Source organism: Methylophaga muralis (assembly GCF_001720165.1).
Classification (GTDB): domain Bacteria; phylum Pseudomonadota; class Gammaproteobacteria; order Nitrosococcales; family Methylophagaceae; genus Methylophaga; species Methylophaga muralis.
Window position 1 is genome coordinate 39,679 of the sequence record NZ_MCRI01000005.1, and the last position, 20,350, is coordinate 60,028.

Sequence of the window (20,350 nt, forward strand, 5' to 3'; positions counted from 1 at the left end):
CTGCTTAAACATCATTATGCAGCTCAATCGTAACATTACCTTCTTCTTCTGACTGTTTTGACATGTCATTACGCAGCGCATCAATGTAATACAAATAAGTCTCATCGATATCGCCAGTAATGTAATTCCCATCAAAGCAGGAAGTATCAAAACGTTTGACATCACTTTTCTTGTTAATGGCTTCAACCAAATCTTGTAAGTCCTGGTATATCAACCAATCCACGCCAAGCTCTTCTGCAATTTGTTCAACATTACGATTGTGCGCAACAAATTCAGACGGTGATGGCATATCAATACCATATACGTTAGGGAAACGAACTGGTGGTGCAGCAGAAGCTAAGTAAACTTTTTTTGCACCGGCATCACGTGCCATTTGAACGATTTGTTGCGAGGTCGTGCCACGAACAATTGAATCATCAACCAGCAGAACATTCTTATCGCGGAACTCCAGATCAATTGCATTCAATTTTTGGCGCACAGATTTTTTGCGCTGTTGCTGCCCAGGCATGATGAAGGTACGACCAATATAGCGGTTTTTAATAAAACCTTCGCGATACACCACATCTAAATCATAGGCAAGTTGCAGTGCCGCACTACGGCTGGTATCGGGAATTGGGATAACGACATCAATATCGTGATCTGGAAATTCACGTTTAATTTTTTCCGCTAACTTAGTGCCCATACGCATACGGCTTTTATGCACCGAAATGCCATCCATCATTGAATCTGGACGAGCAAAATAAACATATTCAAATATACAAGGTGATTTGATTGGGTTTTCAGCACATTGTTGACTATGAAAACTACCCTGCATATCAATAAAGATACATTCGCCGGGCTGTACGTCACGCATAAACTCAAAATCAAGCGTATCAATTGCCACACTCTCAGATGCCACAACGTATTCTGTGCCTAAATCTGTTTCACGCTTACCAATGACTGCAGGACGAATACCGTAAGGATCACGGAATGCCAGCATACCAACGCCGGCAATCATCGCAACAACGGCATAAGCACCTTTGCAACGTTTATGTACTTCGGAAACGGCTTTGAAAATATCTTCTGGTTGCGGTTTGAGTTTGCCTGAGGTTTGCAATTCATGCGCAAGCACGTTTAACAAAACTTCAGAATCAGAACCAGTATTAAGGTGACGACGATCACTCTTGAATAATTGATCAGATAACAGTTTGGTATTAGTCAGATTACCATTGTGCGCCAGCGCAATACCAAATGGTGAGTTGACATAAAATGGTTGAGATTCCGCTGAGTTTGAGCAACCAGCAGTCGGATAGCGAATATGCCCTATCCCCATTGAACCTTTTAGGCGAATCATATGACGGGTATGAAATACATCTTTTACCAGACCGTTATCTTTACGAAGATAAAACCGTCCGTTTTGGTCGCAAGTCATAATACCCGCAGCATCCTGGCCGCGATGTTGCTGGACTGTCAGTCCGTCATACAGCGCTTGATTGACTTCCGAGTGACCTACAATACCAATAATTCCACACATAAAATTACCCTGCCAGGATTAGTTGAAGTTAACGTGTTCAGCGACATCAGTCGGTAAAAACTGCTTGACCCAAACCGCTAGGTCTTCAAAATGTTGTAACAATAAAGAGTTTTGCCACCAAGCATCTGTTGGCATGGGCGTTACGCCTGCAGCCAACACTAAAATAGTGACGATTGCGACACCTCTAAGAATACCGAAAATCACTCCCAGTGCACGGTCAGTGCCACTAAGCCCTGTCTTCTCGACCAGCTGTGAAATTAAATGGTTAACCAGTGCCCCGAGTATTAATGTGACAACAAATAAGACAAAAAACGCGATAAATAAACGTATGGTAACTGTATCAATATAAGGCGTTAATAAACTGGCAAAATTGGCAAAAAACATAAAGGCGACCCAAATCGCCACTGCCCAGCTGATTAACGAAAGTACTTCTTTTATAAAGCCACGAACAATACTGATGCCCGACGAAATCAAAATAATGCCGATTATTAAATAATCTACCCAGTTCATTATGACTCCGCGTCGAGCAGCGTGTAAAAAAGAGGGAATTTTATCAGAATTGCCAAAGGTAACCCAATATATTTACGCGTAACTGATTACAAATCGATGACTTTGTGATGCATTACGGATATGGGAATATCTGAGTATTTAAATTCAATTGATTACGAATTGACTCAGCCGTTTTTTCCAAGGCTGCTCTATCTGCATTCGGTTGCAGTCTCACACGGTAAATAACCGTTTCACCACTGCGAGTTTGTTCGATCATTGGCTTGTAACCGATATCTTCTAACTGCTTTTTCAAGCTGTTTGCATTGGCTTCAACTGAAAAACTTCCTAATTGAAGGATCCAACGCGACGCTGTTTCAGCTTGTGTAGGTTCAGGCGTTCTTTCTACCGGTGCTGCTGGTGTCGGTGCTGGTTTTGGAGCTTCAACAACTGGTGCCGGTGCCGGCTTTGGTTCAGGTACAGGAGTTGGAGTTGGAGCTGGAGCTGGAGTAGGTTTAGGTAGGACCGGCGCTGGTTTGGGGGCTACAACTTCTGGCTCAGGGGTTACTGGAGTGGCGGGTGCCGTTACTACAGGTTCGATTGATGGAGCAGGTACTGTCGATTCGTCTGTGACTTCAGGATCAATATCTATAAAAGCTTCATCACCAGAAATAGAGTCCGTCCCAATATCATTGTCATCGTCAGAAGCTTCTTGCAAAGCCTCTATTACCGAAGAGAATTGAATGGGCTCTTCCTCTTGAATTTGTCTTCCAGATTCAGTCTGACTAACTTTAGATAAAACGATATAAGCGAGCACGGCGATGAAAAAGACCAGCAAAAGCGTCCCGATTAAACGCTGTTGTTGTTTCTGAGTCATCATAAGTCTCCGTTGCTCGCTTTAATCAATTTTAATGCCTGTTTTGCGTATTAACTTCATGGAAACTGGCTTGTTCAGGTGCCAGAACAGTCGCCGTATCCGGAGTCGGTAATACTTTCGTCGGCATGGTTTGCAATGCTTTTTCCAGCACTTCATTAATCCAGCGAACCGGAATAATTTCCAAGCCGGATTTAACATTATCCGGAATTTCCCTTAAATCTTTCACATTATCTTTAGGGATCAAGACCGTATCAATGCCTCCGCGATGAGCGGCCAGTAATTTTTCTTTCAAACCACCAATCGCCAATACTTCTCCACGCAATGTGATCTCACCAGTCATTGCCACGTTGGATTTAACCGGGATGCCGGTAATTGCAGACACTAATGCGGTACACATACCGATACCGGCACTTGGACCATCTTTTGGTGTAGCGCCTTCTGGAACGTGAATATGTAAATCATGGCTTTGCAAATAATCTTCAGCAATGCCCCACTCTAATGCCCGCGAACGGACAACTGTAGTAGCAGCTTGAATCGATTCCTGCATAACATCACCCAACTTACCGGTATAGCTGGCTTTGCCCTTACCAGGCATCACTGCCGACTCGATAGTTAATAATTCACCACCTACTTCCGTCCAGGCAAGTCCAGTGACTTGGCCGATGCGATCATCCTCTTCTGCTACGCCATATTGATAGTGATATACGCCAAGATAGTCTTCCAAATTATCGGCGGTGACGATCACTTTCTCTGCAGGTGACTCACTTAAAATTTGTTTGACCAATTTACGGCAAATTTTCGAGATTTCACGTTGCAAATTACGTACACCAGCTTCACGTGTATAACGGCGAATGATTTCCATCACTGCTTGAGATGTAATTTCGATCTCGTCCGCTTTTAAACCATTATCTTTGATCGCTTTCGGCAATAAGTATTGCAAAGCAATATTCAATTTTTCATCTTCGGTATAACCGGCAAGACGAATAATTTCCATACGGTCACGCAATGCATCTGGAATGTTCAAAGTATTTGCCGTACAGACAAACATTACGTCGGACAAATCGTATTCCACTTCCAGATAATGATCGGCAAAAGTAGAATTTTGCTCCGGATCCAAAACTTCTAATAATGCAGATGCAGGATCGCCACGGAAATCCTGAGCCATCTTGTCGATCTCATCCAGCAAGAACAATGGATTACGCACGCCTGTTTTGGAAATATTCTGAATTACTTTACCAGGCATAGAACCAATGTAGGTCCGACGGTGACCACGAATTTCTGCTTCATCACGTACACCACCCAACGCCATACGGCTGAATTTACGGTTAGTAGCACGCGCAATTGACTGGGCAATCGATGTTTTACCAACGCCCGGTGGGCCAACTAAACATAGAATTGGGCCTTTGAGTTTTTTAACGCGTTTTTGTACTGCGAGGTACTCGATAATGCGTTCTTTAACTTTTTCCAAGCCATAGTGGTCTTCATCGAGCACTTGTTGTGCATGATCCAGATCCAACGTAACACGTGAACGTTTTTTCCAAGGTACTTCTAGTAAATATTCAATGTAATTACGTACCACTGTCGCTTCAGCAGACATTGGTGACATCATTTTTAATTTTTTCAGTTCTGATTCGGCTTTATCGCGCGCTTCAGCACTCATGCCTGCAGTAGCAATTTTTTCCGCTAACTCTTCTACCTCATTGCCACTATCATCCAGCTCACCAAGTTCTTTCTGCACAGCTTTAAGCTGTTCATTCAGATAGTATTCACGCTGGCTTTTTTCCATCTGCTTTTTGACACGATTACGGATGCGTTTTTCGATCTGTTGAATATCGATTTCCGACTCCAGATAGGCCATCAATTTTTCGATGCGATCTTTAACGTCAGACATTTCTAAAAGCAGTTGTTTGTCTTCAAGCTTTAAGGTCATATGAGCGGCGACGGTATCCGCCATACGCGCAAGATCTTCAATGCTAGACAATGATGCAATTACTTCAGGTGGAATTTTTTTATTAAGCTTAACGTACTGTTCAAATTGACCCAGCAGCGTGCGCATCAACACATCGGCTTCACGCTGATCAGGATGTTCATCAATAAAGGTCGCAACTTCAGCCTCAAGAAAAACATTGGTATTGTCATACAACGCAACTTTAGCGCGCTGAGTACCTTCAACCAAAACCTTTACAGTGCCATCTGGCAATTTCAATAATTGCAGGATGTTTGCCAAGGTACCCGTTTCATAAAGATTTTCAGGTGAAGGTGAATCTTCACCTGAATCTTTTTGGGCTACTAGCAGAACTTGCTTGTTTTCATCAGTAGCGTGTTCCAATGCTTTGATGGATTTTTCACGCCCAACAAATAATGGAATAACCATATGCGGATAGACAACAACATCACGCAATGGCAACACTGGTACTTTTTGCAAGGCATTGTCATCAGTTGATGTAGCTTTTAATTCATTTTCCATCAATGCAGACCTCTTAAGGGAGTCAACAGACACGTTTATCGTGTACGTGAAAACAATATGGGGACAGGCATAAAGAAATCAAGCGTCCGGTGTAACCGGACGCATTAATATTTGCCAAAGTGTATAAAGAACAATCAGGTAGAGACTATTTATCACCTGAAGCAAGATCAGCAGGTTGATCTTCGTAAATTAGTATTGGCGTGTTTTCTCCGTTGATAACACTTTCATCCACTACCACTTTAGTGACGTTATCCAAGGATGGCAGGTCAAACATGGTATCTAACAGAACATTTTCAATAATGGATCGCAGACCACGTGCGCCGGTTTTACGCTCCATTGCCTTGCGGGCAATCGCCCGTAATGCATCCGCTCTGAATTCTAGTTCACAATTTTCCAGTTCAAACAATTTTTCATATTGTTTAGTGAGGGCATTTTTCGGTTCAGTTAATATTTGTACCAAAGCAGCTTCATCAAGTTCTTCAAGCGTTGCTACAACTGGCAAACGACCAACAAATTCTGGAATCAATCCGTATTGAATTAAATCCTCAGGCTCAACCACTCTTAAAGCTTCACTTGACGGTGCGTTAGTATCAACGCTCTTCACGTCAGCTGAGAAACCTATGCCACCCTTGTGGGTACGGTTGCGAATAACTTTATCCAAGCCAGCAAATGCACCACCACAAATAAATAGAATCTTGCTGGTATCAACTTGCAAAAACTCCTGTTGTGGATGTTTTCTGCCACCTTGGGGTGGTACTGAGGCAATCGTACCCTCAATCAATTTCAATAAGGCCTGTTGAACACCTTCACCGGATACGTCACGAGTAATCGATGGGTTATCCGATTTTTTGGAAATCTTATCGATTTCATCGATATACACGATGCCCGTTTCAGCTTTTTCTACATCGTAATCACATTTCTGTAACAATTTTTGAATAATGTTTTCAACATCTTCACCAACATAGCCAGCTTCGGTCAGCGTAGTGGCATCCGCCATGGTAAAAGGCACATTTAATTGTCTGGCCAATGTCTCTGCCAGCAATGTTTTGCCACTACCCGTCGGTCCAATCAACAGAATATTACTTTTAGAAAGTTCTACATCATCGTTTTTGGTGCCGTGGCGCAGACGTTTGTAATGGTTATATACCGCTACCGATAAAACGCGTTTGGCTTTTACTTGACCAATAACATAATTATTAAGAGCAGAATCTATTTCATGTGGAGAAGGCAATCTCGAATCGGCCTTGCCGTCCGTTTTTTCTTGCAGCTCTTCACGGATAATATCGTTACAAAGCTCTACACACTCGTCGCAGACAAATACCGATGGACCCGCGATCAATTTTTTTACTTCATGCTGACTTTTACCGCAGAATGAACAGTAAAGTAATTTGTCGTCGTTTTTTTTGTCGTCGCTCATATCGCTCTACTTTCCTAACGTTTGTGTTGGCTTAAGACTTTTCTGCTGGTCGGCTATTCATTACAGCATCAATTAAACCATATTCTGCTGCTTGTTCACCATTCATGAAATTGTCACGATCGGTATCACGTTCAATTTTCTCTATATCCTGACCAGTATGATGGGCCATAATTCCATTTAATCTATCACGGATACTTAGAATCTCTCTGGCATGAATATCGATATCTGATGCCTGCCCCTGAAAACCACCTAATGGCTGATGCACCATAATGCGCGAATTTGGCAGAGCAAAACGTTTACCTTTGGCACCTGCTGTTAACAATAATGCACCCATACTGGCAGCTTGACCGATACATAAGGTACTGACTTGCGGTTTGATAAATTGCATTGTGTCATAAATTGCCAAACCGGCGGTGACAGCTCCACCTGGAGAATTAATATAGAGATGGATATCTTTATCAGGGTTTTCTGATTCCAGGAACAACATCTGGGCGACAATCAAATTCGCCATATGGTCTTCAACTTGACCAACCAAAAAGATAATGCGCTCTTTTAGCAGACGAGAATAAATATCGTAAGAACGTTCACCACGTGAAGTCTGTTCAACAACAATTGGAACCAATGCATTTTGAACTGGATTGAGATGCTCAGAAAATATAGTGCTCATAGCGGTCCTGTTTTAATGCCAAATAAAAAATAGCCCATGCCCAAAAGTTTGAGCACGGGCTGTCTTTGTAAAAACTTGCTTGTGCCTTTAGGCTATTGCATTCATCACTTCAGAGAATGAAGATGCTTTTTCTTCAACTTTAACATTATCGTAGATCCATTCAACGACAGTGTCTTCTACAACCATCATTTGGATTTCAGATAATTTATCCTGATTTGTCATGTAGTAGTTCATTACATCTTCAGGATCTTCATAACTGGCAGCAATGGCTTCAATTGCTTCACGAACGCGTTTTTCTTCAGGTTGAATTTTATTGTCAGAAATAATCTTACCGATAAGCAGACTAAGTTTGACACGTTTTTCGGCATTATCTTTGAAATTACTCAATTCAAATGGCAAACCTTCAACATTGACGCCTTGATTACGCAAATTGTTCTTAGCTTGCTCCATCAAGAAATTCGCTTCACGTTCTACTGGAGCTTCTGGTAAAGCAATATCATTGTTTGCAGCAACACTGTCCATCGCTTTACGCTTATTGACATTTTTCAATGCTGCTGAGAGTTCACGTTCCATATTCGAGCGGACTTCTTTTTTCAAGGCAGCTAAACCACCTTCAACACCACAAAGCTCAGCAAATTCTTTATCTAGTTTTGGCAGTTTTTTCTTGGCGACCTGTTTCACAGTCACAGCAAAATCAGCTTTTTTACCACGCAGATGTTCAGCACGATAATCTTCAGGGAAAGTCATTGAAATGGTCAGCTCTTGATCTGGCTTCACACCGACCAATTGTTGTTCAAACTCCGGCAACATGCTGCCATTACCAATAATAACTAATACATCCTTACCTTTACCGCCCTGGAATTCTTCACCATCAATGCTGCCCACAAAATCAATGGTTACACCATCTTCTTCTTTGGCGGCGCGTTTCAGCGGCTCCCAGCTCATGCGTTGCTCACGCAGGGTTTCTAGCATTTTATCAACATCTTCTTCAGTTACTTCAGCAACTGTTTTTTCCAATTTAATATCGGCAAGTTTTACTTCGGCGAGTTCAGGAAAGATTTCGTAATTCAGTGTATAGACTAACGCTGACTTTTCTTCTTTCATGCTATCAATATGCGGAGGGCTGGCCGGATTCACTTTCTCTTGTGTGAAAGCTTCACGCATGCTGTCTTGGACAATTTGATCAATCACTTCGCGACGTGCTGAGGGACCATGCGTTTTAACCAGCATTTTCATTGGAACTTTGCCGGGACGGAAGCCAGCCATTCGAACTGATGGGCGGATAGATGCCAAGCGTTGTTCAACAGCTTGTTCAATATTCGCATCTTCCACAGTAATGGTCATTTTACGACCAAGCTCGCTGACATTTTCTACAGTTACTTGCATTCTTTAAACCTCAAACACGGGGATTAAGCGCATTGCCGGCGTCATAGCACCAACAATTGTAAATGGTACGAGAGGAGAGACTCGAACTCTCACAGGTTACCCTACTGGAACCTAAATCCAGCGCGTCTACCAATTCCGCCACTCTCGCAATTCGTTATAGATATGCTTACGTATCTAATCAAGTCGGCCATTATAGCCAGATAAACAGACCAAAACTAGCCTTGTATTGTCAAAAATGCGAATGCCAAGGCTGCCTGCTGGCAAAACTGCCGAAAAGCAATAAGATCCTGCTGTTCTAAAGCTCTGTTTGAAGCATGCCTGTCAGCCAAAAATAAGCCGAAGGGTTTGTTGGAGCGTTTCAATGGCATCGCCAGCAGGGATTGAACATTAAATATTGCATTACTTTCTTGCTGAATTTTTTTTATCTGTGCGGGTTGTGATTGATCAAGTAGCACGGCATCTTCAGCTGACAATAAATCTTTAAAAAGGCTGGATGTATTGTTACTGATAGTTATCTTGAATAACTCACACAATTGTTCATTTTGATGTCCCATGGCATACCGACAATTGAGCTGAGTTTTGTCAGCTGATAAAACAGCAAATACCACCCTGTCCATACCCGCACCACGATAAATCCCCTCCATCACCATTTCCAGAATCTGATTAATACTTCTATGTTCCTGAATGGCTTGGGTAATATCTTGCAAAATGCGTAATTGAATTGCTTGATCAGGTGCAAAATAAAGCGTTCCCTGCTCAACATCTGCTACTGATTCGCTCAAGCTATCATCACTTAGTTCAATGTCACTGGGCAGAGGAATCAATCCCTGAGCGCGCTCAATACCTGTCAGATTTAACAATTGTTGTGCTGCCAAGGCACTATCATAAACCGATGATATTAAGGTTTCCTCTGTACTGTGTGCCAGTGTTGCGGATTGCTTAAACCATGGCGCTAGCTTAGTCATATCCCAGGATTTCCGAGTTTCAAAGGCCAGTTGTCCGGCATAGCGAATAATCTGTACCGCTTCCGATTTATCATGTGAACGAAAACTTTGAACCAGCAGATCATTTAATGACCAGGCCTCGGCAAGACCTTGAGTGAGTTGCTGCAAGGAATATCCTAAGACGTCTATCTCGGCAGAAACAGTTGATTCTGCTTGCTCGTATGCGCTAACAGTTTTTTCATCGGCAAATGCCCAAAAGGTTAAATAGCCGAGACGCGAGAGTAATGCCGCAATAAAAATATCTTCTGGCAATTCAGAATGACACAAGTTGGCCATATTCTGTGCCTGTACTGCAGCATGCAGTGATATCGCCATTTCTTTAAGCACTTTATCGTGACGTTTGCTGGCTTTTAATGAATCAATTAATACCAGCGTCAGTGCCAATACTTTGACCTGTTCAAAACCTAACAGCATTAAAGCGCGTGACACAGTATTAATATGATGTCCTTGAGGATTGTAATAGACGCTATTGGCCATTTTTAATAAACGGCCAGTTAAGGCGGCATCACGCAAAATAACCTGCGCAACATCTACTGCCGCACTATCTTCCTGTTCAAGGATCTGATTAATTTCCAGCATGGTATTGGGAAAAACTGGCATATGCTTATCGGTCAACTGACGGATAAAACGTTGTGCAGCAACCGGCATTGGTGTCAGTGTCATTCAGAGTCTTCTTTGACAATAATCTGATTAGCAATTCCATGCGGAACGTGTCCGGTAGCGACATGATCTCTTGCCGAGATGCAATGACGTTCCTGATCATCAAAGAAAATATCGGCGCCAAATGATTTTAGAAAAGGGCCTTTCTCCATACCGCCAAGAAAGATAGCTTCATCAATACGGATACCCCATTCTCGTAAAGTACGGATCACACGTTCATGAGCCGGTGCGGAACGAGCAGTCACCAAAGCCGTGCGAATCGGTGAGCTATTTTCAGGGTATTCGGTTTGGATTTGATTCAATGCCATTAAGAAATCTTTGAATGGCCCGCCGGATAATGCCTGTCTGGCGGTTTTCTGTTCGTTCTGGGTGAATGCTTCCAGCCCGCGCTCTTTATATATGCGTTCTGATTCATCTGAAAATAAAACGGCATCGCCGTCAAAGGCAATGCGTAGTTGATCTGATTCAGAGTTATTACCTAGATTCGACGGCAAGATAGTGGCTGCCGCAATACCTGCCTCAAGTGCCATCCGCACGTCTTCAGGACTAGTTGATAAAAAAAGGTTTGCGCTGAAAGGAGCAACATATCGATACGGGCTACTGCCAGAGGTAAATACAGCGCGGATAATGCCCAACTTGTGGTGCTGAATCGAATTGAATACGCGTAAACCTGTATCAGCGCTATTGCGCGACAATAAAATAATCTCAACCCGAGGGGTATTGGGATTATTGTCATTTAACGCCAATAACTTTTTGACCAAATTAAATGCGCCGCCTGGTGATAAAGGCACATCTTCATTTTCAATCTGAAACTGACAGTAGGCTTCGGTGCCCTGTTCTTCATAAATCCGATGGCTTTCATCCAAATCAAACAGCGCGCGTGATGAAATTGCCACCACCAATGGTTTTGTTGGCTTTTCCACGTTTACTCCCGGACTAATGACTGAGCGTCGATGCGAACATTCTGCTTAATAACATCCCACATTTTCTCTCTGGATTCAGAGGGTAATTTCGGGCTATTAAACAATCTTTGCATATCCTGTTCAAAACTATGTAAAACCGAAACCGATGCAGGCTTACCTTTAGGGAAATTACTGTCTGCAGTAAATACCACATGGCAAAAAACCGGCATTTTGGGAATCAGTGAACGAATGGCTTGGCGCGCATGTTCAAGATGATGCAGCGGGTTAGTGAATTTATAACTGCGACCATCAACAATTTGGGTCCATTGCTCGATTTTCTCAGCACCGAATAAATGTCCGCTGATTGGATAATCCCGCAAAATCAAAATGCCCTGCTCCAACAAAAAATCTTTTCAATTTCCAGTAATCCACCCAAGCCATCAGGCAAAATCACATTTTTGAGTTCGTCCTGTTTATACGGTTTTAATACTTGTTCAATCTGAATCTGTGAAGGACTTTTCCGAACAAAACGTCGATAGAGTAACCAAATAATCAATATTAAAACCAAGCCCAGCCCGCCGGCTAACTCTATAGAAAATTGTTCAAGCAAACGAATACCACTCCTCAAGTTTTTAAATATTATACGGCGTTAGAGCCAGGCAATGTTTAATTGCCAACGATTATAGGATCCTGATGAATAATCACTTCTGCTTCATCGAATAAGGTATGAATTTCTTGGTTTACCTGATCACTTATATCGTGGGCTTGTTGCAGAGTAAACGCAGCATCCAGCTCAAGATGTAATTGAATAAAAACAGTGGTGCCTGATCGTCTGGTTCGTAAATCATGCATACCTTTTACTTGCGGGTGCTTTAACACCAATTCAGTTATTTGCTGACGCTCGGCATCACTAATTTCATGGTCCATCAACAAGTCTACTGCATCCCTAAGGATCTTCCATGCACTGAACAGCACATAGACCGCAATAAATACCGCCATTAATGGATCAAACCAGATTAAGCCAAACTGTGTTAACAGCAATGCAATTATGACGCTGAAATTGACCAATAAATCCGATTGATAATGGAGGGAATCGGCCCGGATAGCCGAAGATTTGGTTTTTTTAATAACAAATCGCTGTAACAGTAATAACCCCACCGTAGCCATCATGGAAAACAACATGACAGCCACGCCCAGCTCTATTCCCGCGGTCAGCGGTTGAGGATTAACGAGTCGGCCGCTTGCCTGAAATAACAACATGCACGCCGATCCAGCAATAAACATAGATTGCCCTACCGCCGCTAAAGGTTCCGCTTTGCCATGACCAAAGCGATGTTCTTTATCAGCAGGCTGTAAGGCGTGTCTAATCGCCAACAGGTTGACTAAAGAAGCGAGTAAATCAAGACTGGAATCAATAAGACTTGCCAGAATACTGATGGAATCGGAGAGATACCAAGCAATAAGCTTAGCGGCAATAAGCACAAAAGCCGTCAACACAGAAGCGTAGCTGGCTAAGCACATTAATGTTGCATTATCGAAGTGTTGAGACCGTAACATGTTCTCAGTATAGTGAGACACAACCTTTGTGCAAAGCAGTAATGAACTGTCTTTAACGCCCCATTCATTCGCCTTTTTTCAGGAAATATCATGTCGATCAGTAACATCACTACTCAGCCGTTTAATGATCAACGACCCGGCACCTCGGGATTGCGTAAACGAGTTCGTGTTTTTCAACAAAAACATTATCTGGAAAACTTTGTACAAGCCATGTTTGATGCTATTGGCGATACCCAAAATCAAACCTTGGTTATTGGCGGTGATGGCCGTTTTTACAATGAGACAGCGATCCAGACTATTGTAAAAATGGCGGTGGTGAATGGCTTCAAGCGATTAATTATTGGCCAAAACGGTCTGCTTTCAACACCGGCTGCATCGTGTGTTATTCGCAAATATCAGGCATTTGGAGGCGTTATTCTATCGGCCAGCCATAATCCTGCCGGACAGGATGGTGATTTTGGTATCAAATTCAATATCCGTAATGGTGGCCCCGCACCTGAAAGCATTACCGAAGCAATCTTTCAACTTAGTCAAAAGATTACGTCTTATCGTATTTTCGACTGTGACGATATTTCCCTTTCCGAAATTGGCACTCAACACCTGCAGGACATGCAGATAGATATCATTGATCCTGTTGCTGATTACGCCGAATTGATGGCTGATATTTTCGATTTTCCGGCGATTCGTGCCTTGCTGTGTAATGGTCGTTTTCAAATGCGCTTTGATGCGATGCATGCTATTACCGGACCGTACGCCAAAGAAATTCTCGAAAAACGTCTGGGAGCAGAAATAGGTACGGTCATTAATGGCATTCCTCAAGCGGATTTTGCCGGCGGTCATCCCGACCCTAATCTCACCTACGCGCCAGAATTGGTCGCAGAATTATTTGCCGAAAATGGTCCGGATTTCGGCGCAGCGTCGGATGGCGATGGCGATCGTAATATGATCCTGGGTCATGGCATCTTTGTCACACCATCTGACAGTCTCGCCATCTTGGCAGCGAATGCCGAACTGATACCTGCCTATCAGGAAGGCCTTAAAGGTATCGCCCGCTCAATGCCAACCAGTCAGGCAGCAGATCGAGTCGCAAAAGCATTAAATATTCAAATGCATGAAACACCGACTGGCTGGAAGTTCTTTGGCAATCTGCTTGACGCTAATATGGCTACCTTGTGCGGCGAAGAAAGCTTTGGCACTGGTTCCAATCATATTCGCGAAAAAGACGGATTGTGGGCAGTTTTATTCTGGTTGAATATTCTTGCCGTCAGACAGCAATCTGTCAGTGAGATTGTTCGACAGCATTGGCAGAAATATGGCCGGAATTATTACACCCGTCATGATTATGAAGAGATTCCGACCGATAAAGCCAATCAGCTAATTGATCGTTTACAAAAGCAATTGCCTCAATTGGCAGGTCAGGAACTGAATGGTTATAAAGTGGATTATGCAGATAACTTTAGTTATCACGATCCTGTCGACAACAGTATTTCTGAAAATCAGGGTATCCGTATTGGCTTTACCGATGGTTGTCGCATTATCTTTCGACTGTCAGGTACTGGCACCCAAGGCGCGACTTTAAGGGTTTATATCGAAGCCATTGAGGATAATCCGGACCAATTGTTTGAAGACACTCAAACACGGCTGAAAGATTTAATTGATTTGGCTAACGGCCTGGCTGGAATCCAATCAATCACTGGCCGCGCCGCTCCCACCGTTATTACTTAGGCTTTGCATGCAAACATTAATTTTAGGATCCAGCTCCCCTTTCCGGGCTGAACTGCTGGCTAAACTACATTTGGATTTTATTACTGTTTCACCGGATATCGATGAAAGCCCGCAAGCGGATGAAAAGCCTGAACAACTGGTAAAACGGCTTGCAGAAGCCAAAGCTCGTAAAATTGCAGAACAGCATCCTGATAGCCTGATTATTGGGTCTGATCAGGTAGCGGTTTTAAATGGTCACATAATGGGTAAACCCGGTAATTATGCCAAGGCGACAGAACAGCTTTCTGCTGCTGCAGGAAATAAAGTAACCTTTATGACGGGATTGGCTTTGTATAACTCCGCTAGCGATTCGATGCAGTCGTTGGTGGATTATTTTGAGGTGATATTCAGGCCGCTTTCTGCAGCACAGATTGATTTTTATTTAACCACGGAACAACCGTATCAATGCGCAGGAAGTTTTAAATCTGAAGGCTTTGGAATCAGCTTATTTCAGGAGCTGCGTGGTCAGGATCCTAATAGTCTGATTGGATTACCACTGATACGTTTGATTGAACTGCTGGCCAACGAAGGTGTTGATGTGTTGGCGCAGCAGTCCGACTAAATCAGCTTATTGCTGTTGGCTTTTTTCCATATTTTCCATGGCTGCTGCTTGAGCAGCCATATTGTTCATTGCTTGCCCCATCAATTGGCGAGCCGCTTTAGAACGCAAGGTTCTAGCCATTCCCTCAGTCAGTCCCGGATTGACGTTATTGTCGGTGAGTAATTGTTTTAACTCATCCAGCTGTGGTTCGCAGGATTGCAGAATATCATCGGCATTCTGTGTGGCATCCTGACCGCTTTTATTGGCATTTAACCGTGATTCCATCATGCATTTGTTGTAAGCGGTAATATTATTGGTCATTTCATTGATAGCTTCTTGAGGCATATCACCAGGGGTTAACATGGATTCTTCTGCCATTACGGCTGAACATAAGACAGCCAGCGAACCAGCAGCGAGATAGTGCTTAATCATTACATCCTCTCCAGATATTTATAGTTTTTTTGGTGCCATGCTAGGACATGTTTCACCGGCAAATTATCCCATCACCGATGAATACGCTACAATCTGCCATCACCTTAAATTCAGTGACCACAGTTGTGAGCCTGATTTCTCAAACAAATAACGCTTTTCCCAGATGAACATTACACAAGATATACGCTTTCAACAGCTGCAACAATGGTTACAAAGCTTTGTGACCGATAAAAACTACTCGCTAACGCCCGCTTCCAGTGATGCCAGCTTTCGTCGTTATTTCCGACTAGCGCAACAGGATGGCAGCTTTATCGTCATGGATTCACCTCCAGAACATGAAGATAATAAGGCGTTCATCAACGTTGCGATATTGTTGGAACAATACGGACTGAATGTTCCGCATATCTATCAACAAGATCTGCAGAGTGGTTTTTTAATTCTGAGCGATCTAGGAAGCACGCCATACCTTTCTCAGTTATCGACATCGACGGCTGATGGGCTGTATAAAAATGCTATCGACAGCCTGATAAAGCTACAGAAAATTCCTTGTAAAAATCAGTCTTTACCACAATATGATTCCACATTATTACTGCGTGAGATGCGGCTGTTTGATGAATGGTTTCTGCAAAAACATTTGCAGTTAACAGCACCTGACTGGTTAACAGCTGTTTATGATTTGTTAATCAATAATGCCTTATCTCAACCTCAGGTTCTGGTGCATCGGGATTTTCATTCACGTAATCTGATGTATTTACCCGGGCATACTCCTGGTGTGATTGATTTTCAGGATGCCGTGATTGGTGCCATTAGTTATGACTTAGTTTCATTGTTGCGTGATGTGTATATCCAGTGGTCTTCAGCAGAACAAAAACAGTGGGTTGAATATTATATTGAGCAGGCCCAACAGCATGGATTGTTAACTTCCGAGCAAGCAGAACATTTCCCTCGCTGGTTTGATTTAATGGGTTTGCAACGTCACCTGAAAATACTGGGGATCTTTTGTCGACTTAATTATCGTGACAACAAACCCAATTATATGAATGACTTAGCATTGACTTTAAATTATGTTCATCAAGTTTGTGAACGATATCCAGAGTTACAAAACCTCTATCAATATCTTATTGAACAACCCAAAATTGCGGCCATAAAATGAAAGTAATGATTCTGGCAGCTGGTCGTGGTGAACGACTCAGACCTCTTACTGATCACACGCCAAAGCCTTTGCTGCATGCCGGTCCAAAACGCTTGATTGAGTATCTGATTGAACAACTGGTCGATGCAGGACTTAAGGATATTGTGATTAATTATGCTCATTTAGGTGAGCAATTTGAGCCATTATTAGGCAGTGGTGAACGTTATCAAGCTAACTTTGAATATTCAGCTGAAGTCACGGGCGGACTGGAAACAGCAGGTGGAATTATTCAGGCATTACCGCTACTGGGCAATGAACCCTTTCTGGTGGTAAATGGCGATATCTGGACAGATTTTCCCTTTGCTGATTTAACCAGACTTGAATTAACTACAGAGCAACTATGTCACCTGGTTATGGTGAATAACCCTCTGCACAACCTTGCTGGGGATTTTTATCTTGATGCCGATGGTTTGCTCGCAATCGAAGGTGACCCCAAACTGACGTTCAGTGGTATCGGGATTTATCGTCCAGAAATGTTTGCTGAGCATCCAGTCGCCAAACTGGCATTAAAGCCTTTTTTTGTTGAGGCTATGAAGCAGCGAAAAGCGACCGGGCAACATTATCAGGGACAATGGTCTGACATTGGAACAGTCGAGCGCTTAAACGCGTTGGCTAAGCAACTCGACGTTTAACAGCAGCTTAGGCGCAGAGAAATTCCAGTAAGGCTTTTTGGGCATGGAGCCGATTTTCAGCTTCATCCCAAACGACACTTTGCTGCCCATCAATCACTTCTGCCGTCACTTCTTCACCACGATGCGCGGGTAGGCAATGCATAAATAATGCATCTTTAGCGGCTTGCTGCATGACCTTTTTATCCACCTGAAACGCTGCAAACGCAGCTTCACGCTTACGTTGCTCTTCTTCCTGGCCCATACTGGCCCAGACATCAGTAACCACTAAATCAGCAAGCTCTGCAGCCTGCATCGCATCATTAAACAGATGAATTGGCGCATCAACCGCCTTGACTATAGAAGCCTTTGGTTCATACCCAACCGGTGTCGCAATGTTTAAGGTAAATCCAAATTGTTGCGCCGCATTGATATAGGAATGACACATATTGTTGCCATCACCAATCCATGCCACGGTTTTGCCACGTATATCTCCACGATGTTCCTGATAGGTCTGCATATCGGCTAACAGCTGACAAGGATGGTAATCATCCGTCAATGCATTGATAACCGGTACCGATGAATATTTAGCAAAGGTTTCGACTTTGCTGTGCTCAAAGGTTCGGATCATCACTGCATCGACCATGCTGGAAATCACTCTGGCCGAGTCTTCAATCGGCTCGCCTCTTCCTAATTGGGTATCATCGGGCGATAAAAAGATAGAGCCGCCGCCGAATTGCACCATAGCTGATTCAAAAGATACACGGGTACGGGTTGAAGATTTTTCAAAAATCATAGCCAGCACTTTATTTTTTAAAGGCTGGTAGATCTCACCCGCTTTATGCATTTCTTTTAATTCAGATGCACGGATAATCAATTGATGCAATTCAACCGGCGATAGGTCTTTCAGCGTAAGAAAATGTCTCATCAGGCTACACTCTCGATCGGCTGAGAAGCCAGAAAGGTTTTAACCAGTTGACTTACCTTGTTAACAATCATTTCGGCTTCTTGAGCATTGATCACCAGTGGAGGCAATAAGCGAATAACTTTTTCAGCCGTCACATTGATCAGGATATGATCCTGCAATGCCAGTTTGACCAAATCAGCACAAGGCACGGTTAATTCAATACCAAACATAAAACCTAAATGCCGAACGTCTTTTACACCTTCGGTTTGACCCAACTGCTGTTTAAAGTGTTGATACATCTGTTCGCCCAGTCTGTTGACATGATCCAACAGCTGTTCTTTTTCAATCGTTTCCAATACCGCTAATGCAGCACTGCAGGCCAATGGATTACCACCGAATGTTGAGCCGTGATTACCAGCTTGCAAAACACCTTTTGCCAAGCCGGCCACTAGACATGCACCAACAGGCATACCATTACCCAAGCCTTTAGCCAGCGTCATCACATCAGGCACTAATCCCTGTTTGTGTTGAAAAGCAAACCATTTACCAGTCCGGCCAACGCCTGTCTGTACTTCATCGAGCATCATTAGTAATTTGCGTTGCGTACATAAATCACGGATAGCAGACAAATATTCACTGTCCGGCACCTTAATACCACCCTCGCCCTGCACCGGCTCAACCAATACAGCAACAGCTTCTGGCCAATGACTAACAGCCATGCGAATCGCATCAAAATCATTGTAAGGAACCCGAACAAAACCTGGCACTAATGGCTCAAAACCAGCCTGTACTTTGGCATTACCGGTAGCGGTCAACGTTGCCATTGTCCGACCATGGAAACTGCCTTCCATAACAATAATGACGGGTTTATCAATACCTTTGCTATGACCATATTTACGAGCAAGTTTAATTGCTGCTTCATTCGCTTCGGCGCCGGAATTGCAGAAAAACACCTGCTCCATTCCTGACAGCTGCGTTAATTTATCAGCTAATAGTTGTTGCTTCTCGATATGATAAACATTCGATGTATGCACTAATGTTGCAGCTTGTTCAGAAATAGCGCGTGTTACTGCAGGGTGACAATGTCCAAGGTTGCAAACTGCAATACCACTCAATGCATCCAGATATCGTTCGCCACGGGTATCAGTCAGCCACGCGCCTTCCCCTTTAGCAAAAGTAATATCTAAACGTCCATAAGTTGGCATGACAGATTCGGTCATGGAATTTAACTCCCTGCCTGTTTTTCCAGGCGATATATCAGCAGATTTTCTGCCGGATTGAAACGAAAAATGGCAGTTTCAAAAGAAAACTGCCATATTCCAAAAACTGTAAATTATATATCGAATCAGTCAGCAGCCATAAGACTACTGACTTGATTCTATGATTTATGCTGCAAAATTTGCCGCAACGAAATCCCAATTTACCAGCGTCCAGAATGTCTCTAAATATTTTGGACGGGCATTACGGAAATCGATGTAATAAGCATGTTCCCAAACATCACAAGTCAATAATGGCGTTTGACCTGCAGTCAGCGGGCAACCGGCATTGCTGGTGTTAACGATTTCAATGCTGCCATCAGCATTTTTCACCAACCAGGTCCAACCTGAACCGAAGTTTGTGGTAGCAGATTTGGTAAATTGCTCTTTAAATTCTGCAAATGAACCAAATTTGGCATCGATTGCAGCCGCTAAATCACCTGAAACAGCATCTTTGCCATTTGGTGTCAGGCAATTCCAGTAAAAAGTGTGGTTCCACACTTGAGCAGCATTGTTGAAAACTCCACCACTAGATTTCGTGATGATGGCTTCAAGCGATTGACCTTCAAACTCGGTTCCAGGAACCAGATTATTCAGGTTATTTACATAGGTTTGGTGATGCTTACCATAATGGTATTCAAGAGTCTCTGCAGAGATGTGTGGTTCCAAAGCATCTTTTGCATAAGGAAGTGGTGGCAATTCAAAAGCCATAAT

Annotated in this window: 20 protein-coding genes and 1 tRNA gene; 4 read left to right on the plus strand and 17 right to left on the minus strand. The window is 43.1% G+C overall.

What is annotated here, in order from left to right:
* Positions 1-4: 4 nt before the first annotated feature.
* The 13 genes from purF to A9E74_RS04020 all read right to left on the minus strand — a co-directional run bounded on the left by purF (position 5) and on the right by A9E74_RS04020 (position 12,936).
* Positions 5-1,513: an amidophosphoribosyltransferase gene (purF, locus tag A9E74_RS03965; protein ID WP_069295355.1), complete on the minus strand. Its 1,509-nt coding sequence runs from the start codon at positions 1,511-1,513 to the stop codon at positions 5-7.
* Positions 1,514-1,531: 18 nt separating this feature from the next.
* A complete protein-coding gene (locus tag A9E74_RS03970) occupies positions 1,532-2,023 on the minus strand; it encodes a CvpA family protein (RefSeq protein ID WP_069295356.1) in 492 nt (163 codons plus the stop codon).
* Between the two features lie 112 nt (positions 2,024-2,135).
* The gene (locus A9E74_RS03975) at positions 2,136-2,879 is read right to left on the minus strand and encodes an SPOR domain-containing protein (protein ID WP_084002901.1); all 744 of its coding nucleotides are present in this window, start codon (positions 2,877-2,879) and stop codon (positions 2,136-2,138) included.
* 28 nt (positions 2,880-2,907) lie between these two features.
* A complete protein-coding gene (gene lon, locus A9E74_RS03980; RefSeq protein WP_069295358.1) occupies positions 2,908-5,343 on the minus strand; it encodes an endopeptidase La in 2,436 nt (811 codons plus the stop codon).
* A gap of 145 nt (positions 5,344-5,488) precedes the next feature.
* The gene (gene clpX, locus A9E74_RS03985) at positions 5,489-6,760 is read right to left on the minus strand and encodes an ATP-dependent Clp protease ATP-binding subunit ClpX (RefSeq protein ID WP_069295359.1); all 1,272 of its coding nucleotides are present in this window, start codon (positions 6,758-6,760) and stop codon (positions 5,489-5,491) included.
* A gap of 31 nt (positions 6,761-6,791) precedes the next feature.
* Positions 6,792-7,427, minus strand: a complete 636-nt coding sequence (clpP, locus tag A9E74_RS03990; RefSeq protein ID WP_069295360.1) for an ATP-dependent Clp endopeptidase proteolytic subunit ClpP — start codon at positions 7,425-7,427, stop codon at positions 6,792-6,794.
* 87 nt (positions 7,428-7,514) lie between these two features.
* Positions 7,515-8,813 carry a trigger factor gene (gene tig, locus A9E74_RS03995; protein ID WP_069295361.1) on the minus strand — a complete coding sequence of 433 codons (1,299 nt, stop codon included), beginning with the start codon at positions 8,811-8,813 and terminating at the stop codon, positions 7,515-7,517.
* Between the two features lie 63 nt (positions 8,814-8,876).
* Positions 8,877-8,961: transfer RNA gene (locus tag A9E74_RS04000), tRNA-Leu, on the minus strand.
* A 67-nt stretch (positions 8,962-9,028) separates the two neighbouring features.
* Positions 9,029-10,480, minus strand: a complete 1,452-nt coding sequence (locus tag A9E74_RS04005; RefSeq protein ID WP_069295362.1) for an HDOD domain-containing protein — start codon at positions 10,478-10,480, stop codon at positions 9,029-9,031.
* Complete coding sequence (locus A9E74_RS04010; protein WP_084002904.1) at positions 10,477-11,400, minus strand: 5'-nucleotidase; 924 nt, start codon at positions 11,398-11,400, stop codon at positions 10,477-10,479. The genes A9E74_RS04005 and A9E74_RS04010 overlap by 4 nt, the downstream gene beginning before the upstream one ends.
* A 2-nt stretch (positions 11,401-11,402) precedes the next feature.
* Entirely contained in the window at positions 11,403-11,780 is a 378-nt protein-coding gene (locus A9E74_RS14645) for a nuclease-related domain-containing protein (protein ID WP_245652041.1), read from the minus strand.
* Positions 11,762-11,989, minus strand: a complete 228-nt coding sequence (locus A9E74_RS14650; RefSeq protein ID WP_245652042.1) for a hypothetical protein — start codon at positions 11,987-11,989, stop codon at positions 11,762-11,764. Before A9E74_RS14650 ends, A9E74_RS14645 begins: the two co-directional genes overlap by 19 nt.
* Positions 11,990-12,045: 56 nt before the next feature.
* Positions 12,046-12,936 (minus strand): cation diffusion facilitator family transporter, encoded by an 891-nt coding sequence (locus A9E74_RS04020; protein WP_141696760.1) that lies wholly within the window; start codon positions 12,934-12,936, stop codon positions 12,046-12,048.
* 90 nt (positions 12,937-13,026) lie between these two features.
* Between A9E74_RS04020 and A9E74_RS04025 the strand changes: the two genes are divergently transcribed.
* Together A9E74_RS04025 and A9E74_RS04030 are read left to right on the plus strand one after the other, a co-directional pair.
* Positions 13,027-14,661: an alpha-D-glucose phosphate-specific phosphoglucomutase gene (locus A9E74_RS04025; RefSeq protein ID WP_069295365.1), complete on the plus strand. Its 1,635-nt coding sequence runs from the start codon at positions 13,027-13,029 to the stop codon at positions 14,659-14,661.
* Between the two features lie 7 nt (positions 14,662-14,668).
* The gene (locus A9E74_RS04030; RefSeq protein ID WP_069295366.1) at positions 14,669-15,262 is read left to right on the plus strand and encodes a Maf family protein; all 594 of its coding nucleotides are present in this window, start codon (positions 14,669-14,671) and stop codon (positions 15,260-15,262) included.
* A gap of 6 nt (positions 15,263-15,268) precedes the next feature.
* On the opposite strand, the gene A9E74_RS04035 is transcribed toward A9E74_RS04030, so the two are convergent.
* Positions 15,269-15,673, minus strand: a complete 405-nt coding sequence (locus A9E74_RS04035) for a hypothetical protein (protein WP_069295367.1) — start codon at positions 15,671-15,673, stop codon at positions 15,269-15,271.
* Between the two features lie 163 nt (positions 15,674-15,836).
* Between A9E74_RS04035 and A9E74_RS04040 the strand changes: the two genes are divergently transcribed.
* Both A9E74_RS04040 and murU read left to right on the plus strand, forming a co-directional pair.
* The gene (locus tag A9E74_RS04040) at positions 15,837-16,826 is read left to right on the plus strand and encodes an aminoglycoside phosphotransferase family protein (RefSeq protein WP_069295368.1); all 990 of its coding nucleotides are present in this window, start codon (positions 15,837-15,839) and stop codon (positions 16,824-16,826) included.
* Entirely contained in the window at positions 16,823-17,497 is a 675-nt protein-coding gene (gene murU, locus A9E74_RS04045; RefSeq protein ID WP_069295369.1) for an N-acetylmuramate alpha-1-phosphate uridylyltransferase MurU, read from the plus strand. Before A9E74_RS04040 ends, murU begins: the two co-directional genes overlap by 4 nt.
* Before the next feature lie 7 nt (positions 17,498-17,504).
* Here the strand turns inward: murU and argF are convergent, their stop codons facing one another.
* The 3 genes from argF to sodB form a co-directional block, all read right to left on the minus strand.
* Positions 17,505-18,401 (minus strand): ornithine carbamoyltransferase, encoded by an 897-nt coding sequence (gene argF, locus A9E74_RS04050; protein ID WP_069295370.1) that lies wholly within the window; start codon positions 18,399-18,401, stop codon positions 17,505-17,507.
* Positions 18,401-19,600 (minus strand): aspartate aminotransferase family protein, encoded by a 1,200-nt coding sequence (locus A9E74_RS04055; protein ID WP_069295371.1) that lies wholly within the window; start codon positions 19,598-19,600, stop codon positions 18,401-18,403. Before A9E74_RS04055 ends, argF begins: the two co-directional genes overlap by 1 nt.
* A gap of 165 nt (positions 19,601-19,765) precedes the next feature.
* A complete protein-coding gene (sodB, locus tag A9E74_RS04060; protein WP_069295372.1) occupies positions 19,766-20,347 on the minus strand; it encodes a superoxide dismutase [Fe] in 582 nt (193 codons plus the stop codon).
* Positions 20,348-20,350 lie beyond the last annotated feature (3 nt).

Bases quoted from the DNA above. Each gene is read 5' to 3' on its own strand.
- purF (WP_069295355.1), bottom strand. From the start codon at position 1,513: ATGTGTGGAATTATTGGTATTGTAGGTCACTCGGAAGTCAATCAAGCG.
- A9E74_RS03970 (WP_069295356.1), bottom strand. From the start codon at position 2,023: ATGAACTGGGTAGATTATTTAATAATCGGCATTATTTTGATTTCGTCG.
- A9E74_RS03975 (WP_084002901.1), bottom strand. From the start codon at position 2,879: ATGATGACTCAGAAACAACAACAGCGTTTAATCGGGACGCTTTTGCTG.
- lon (WP_069295358.1), bottom strand. From the start codon at position 5,343: ATGGAAAATGAATTAAAAGCTACATCAACTGATGACAATGCCTTGCAA.
- clpX (WP_069295359.1), bottom strand. From the start codon at position 6,760: ATGAGCGACGACAAAAAAAACGACGACAAATTACTTTACTGTTCATTC.
- clpP (WP_069295360.1), bottom strand. From the start codon at position 7,427: ATGAGCACTATATTTTCTGAGCATCTCAATCCAGTTCAAAATGCATTG.
- tig (WP_069295361.1), bottom strand. From the start codon at position 8,813: ATGCAAGTAACTGTAGAAAATGTCAGCGAGCTTGGTCGTAAAATGACC.
- A9E74_RS04005 (WP_069295362.1), bottom strand. From the start codon at position 10,480: ATGACACTGACACCAATGCCGGTTGCTGCACAACGTTTTATCCGTCAG.
- A9E74_RS04020 (WP_141696760.1), bottom strand. From the start codon at position 12,936: ATGTTACGGTCTCAACACTTCGATAATGCAACATTAATGTGCTTAGCC.
- A9E74_RS04025 (WP_069295365.1), top strand. From the start codon at position 13,027: ATGTCGATCAGTAACATCACTACTCAGCCGTTTAATGATCAACGACCC.
- A9E74_RS04030 (WP_069295366.1), top strand. From the start codon at position 14,669: ATGCAAACATTAATTTTAGGATCCAGCTCCCCTTTCCGGGCTGAACTG.
- A9E74_RS04035 (WP_069295367.1), bottom strand. From the start codon at position 15,673: ATGATTAAGCACTATCTCGCTGCTGGTTCGCTGGCTGTCTTATGTTCA.
- A9E74_RS04040 (WP_069295368.1), top strand. From the start codon at position 15,837: ATGAACATTACACAAGATATACGCTTTCAACAGCTGCAACAATGGTTA.
- murU (WP_069295369.1), top strand. From the start codon at position 16,823: ATGAAAGTAATGATTCTGGCAGCTGGTCGTGGTGAACGACTCAGACCT.
- argF (WP_069295370.1), bottom strand. From the start codon at position 18,401: ATGAGACATTTTCTTACGCTGAAAGACCTATCGCCGGTTGAATTGCAT.
- A9E74_RS04055 (WP_069295371.1), bottom strand. From the start codon at position 19,600: ATGACCGAATCTGTCATGCCAACTTATGGACGTTTAGATATTACTTTT.
- sodB (WP_069295372.1), bottom strand. From the start codon at position 20,347: ATGGCTTTTGAATTGCCACCACTTCCTTATGCAAAAGATGCTTTGGAA.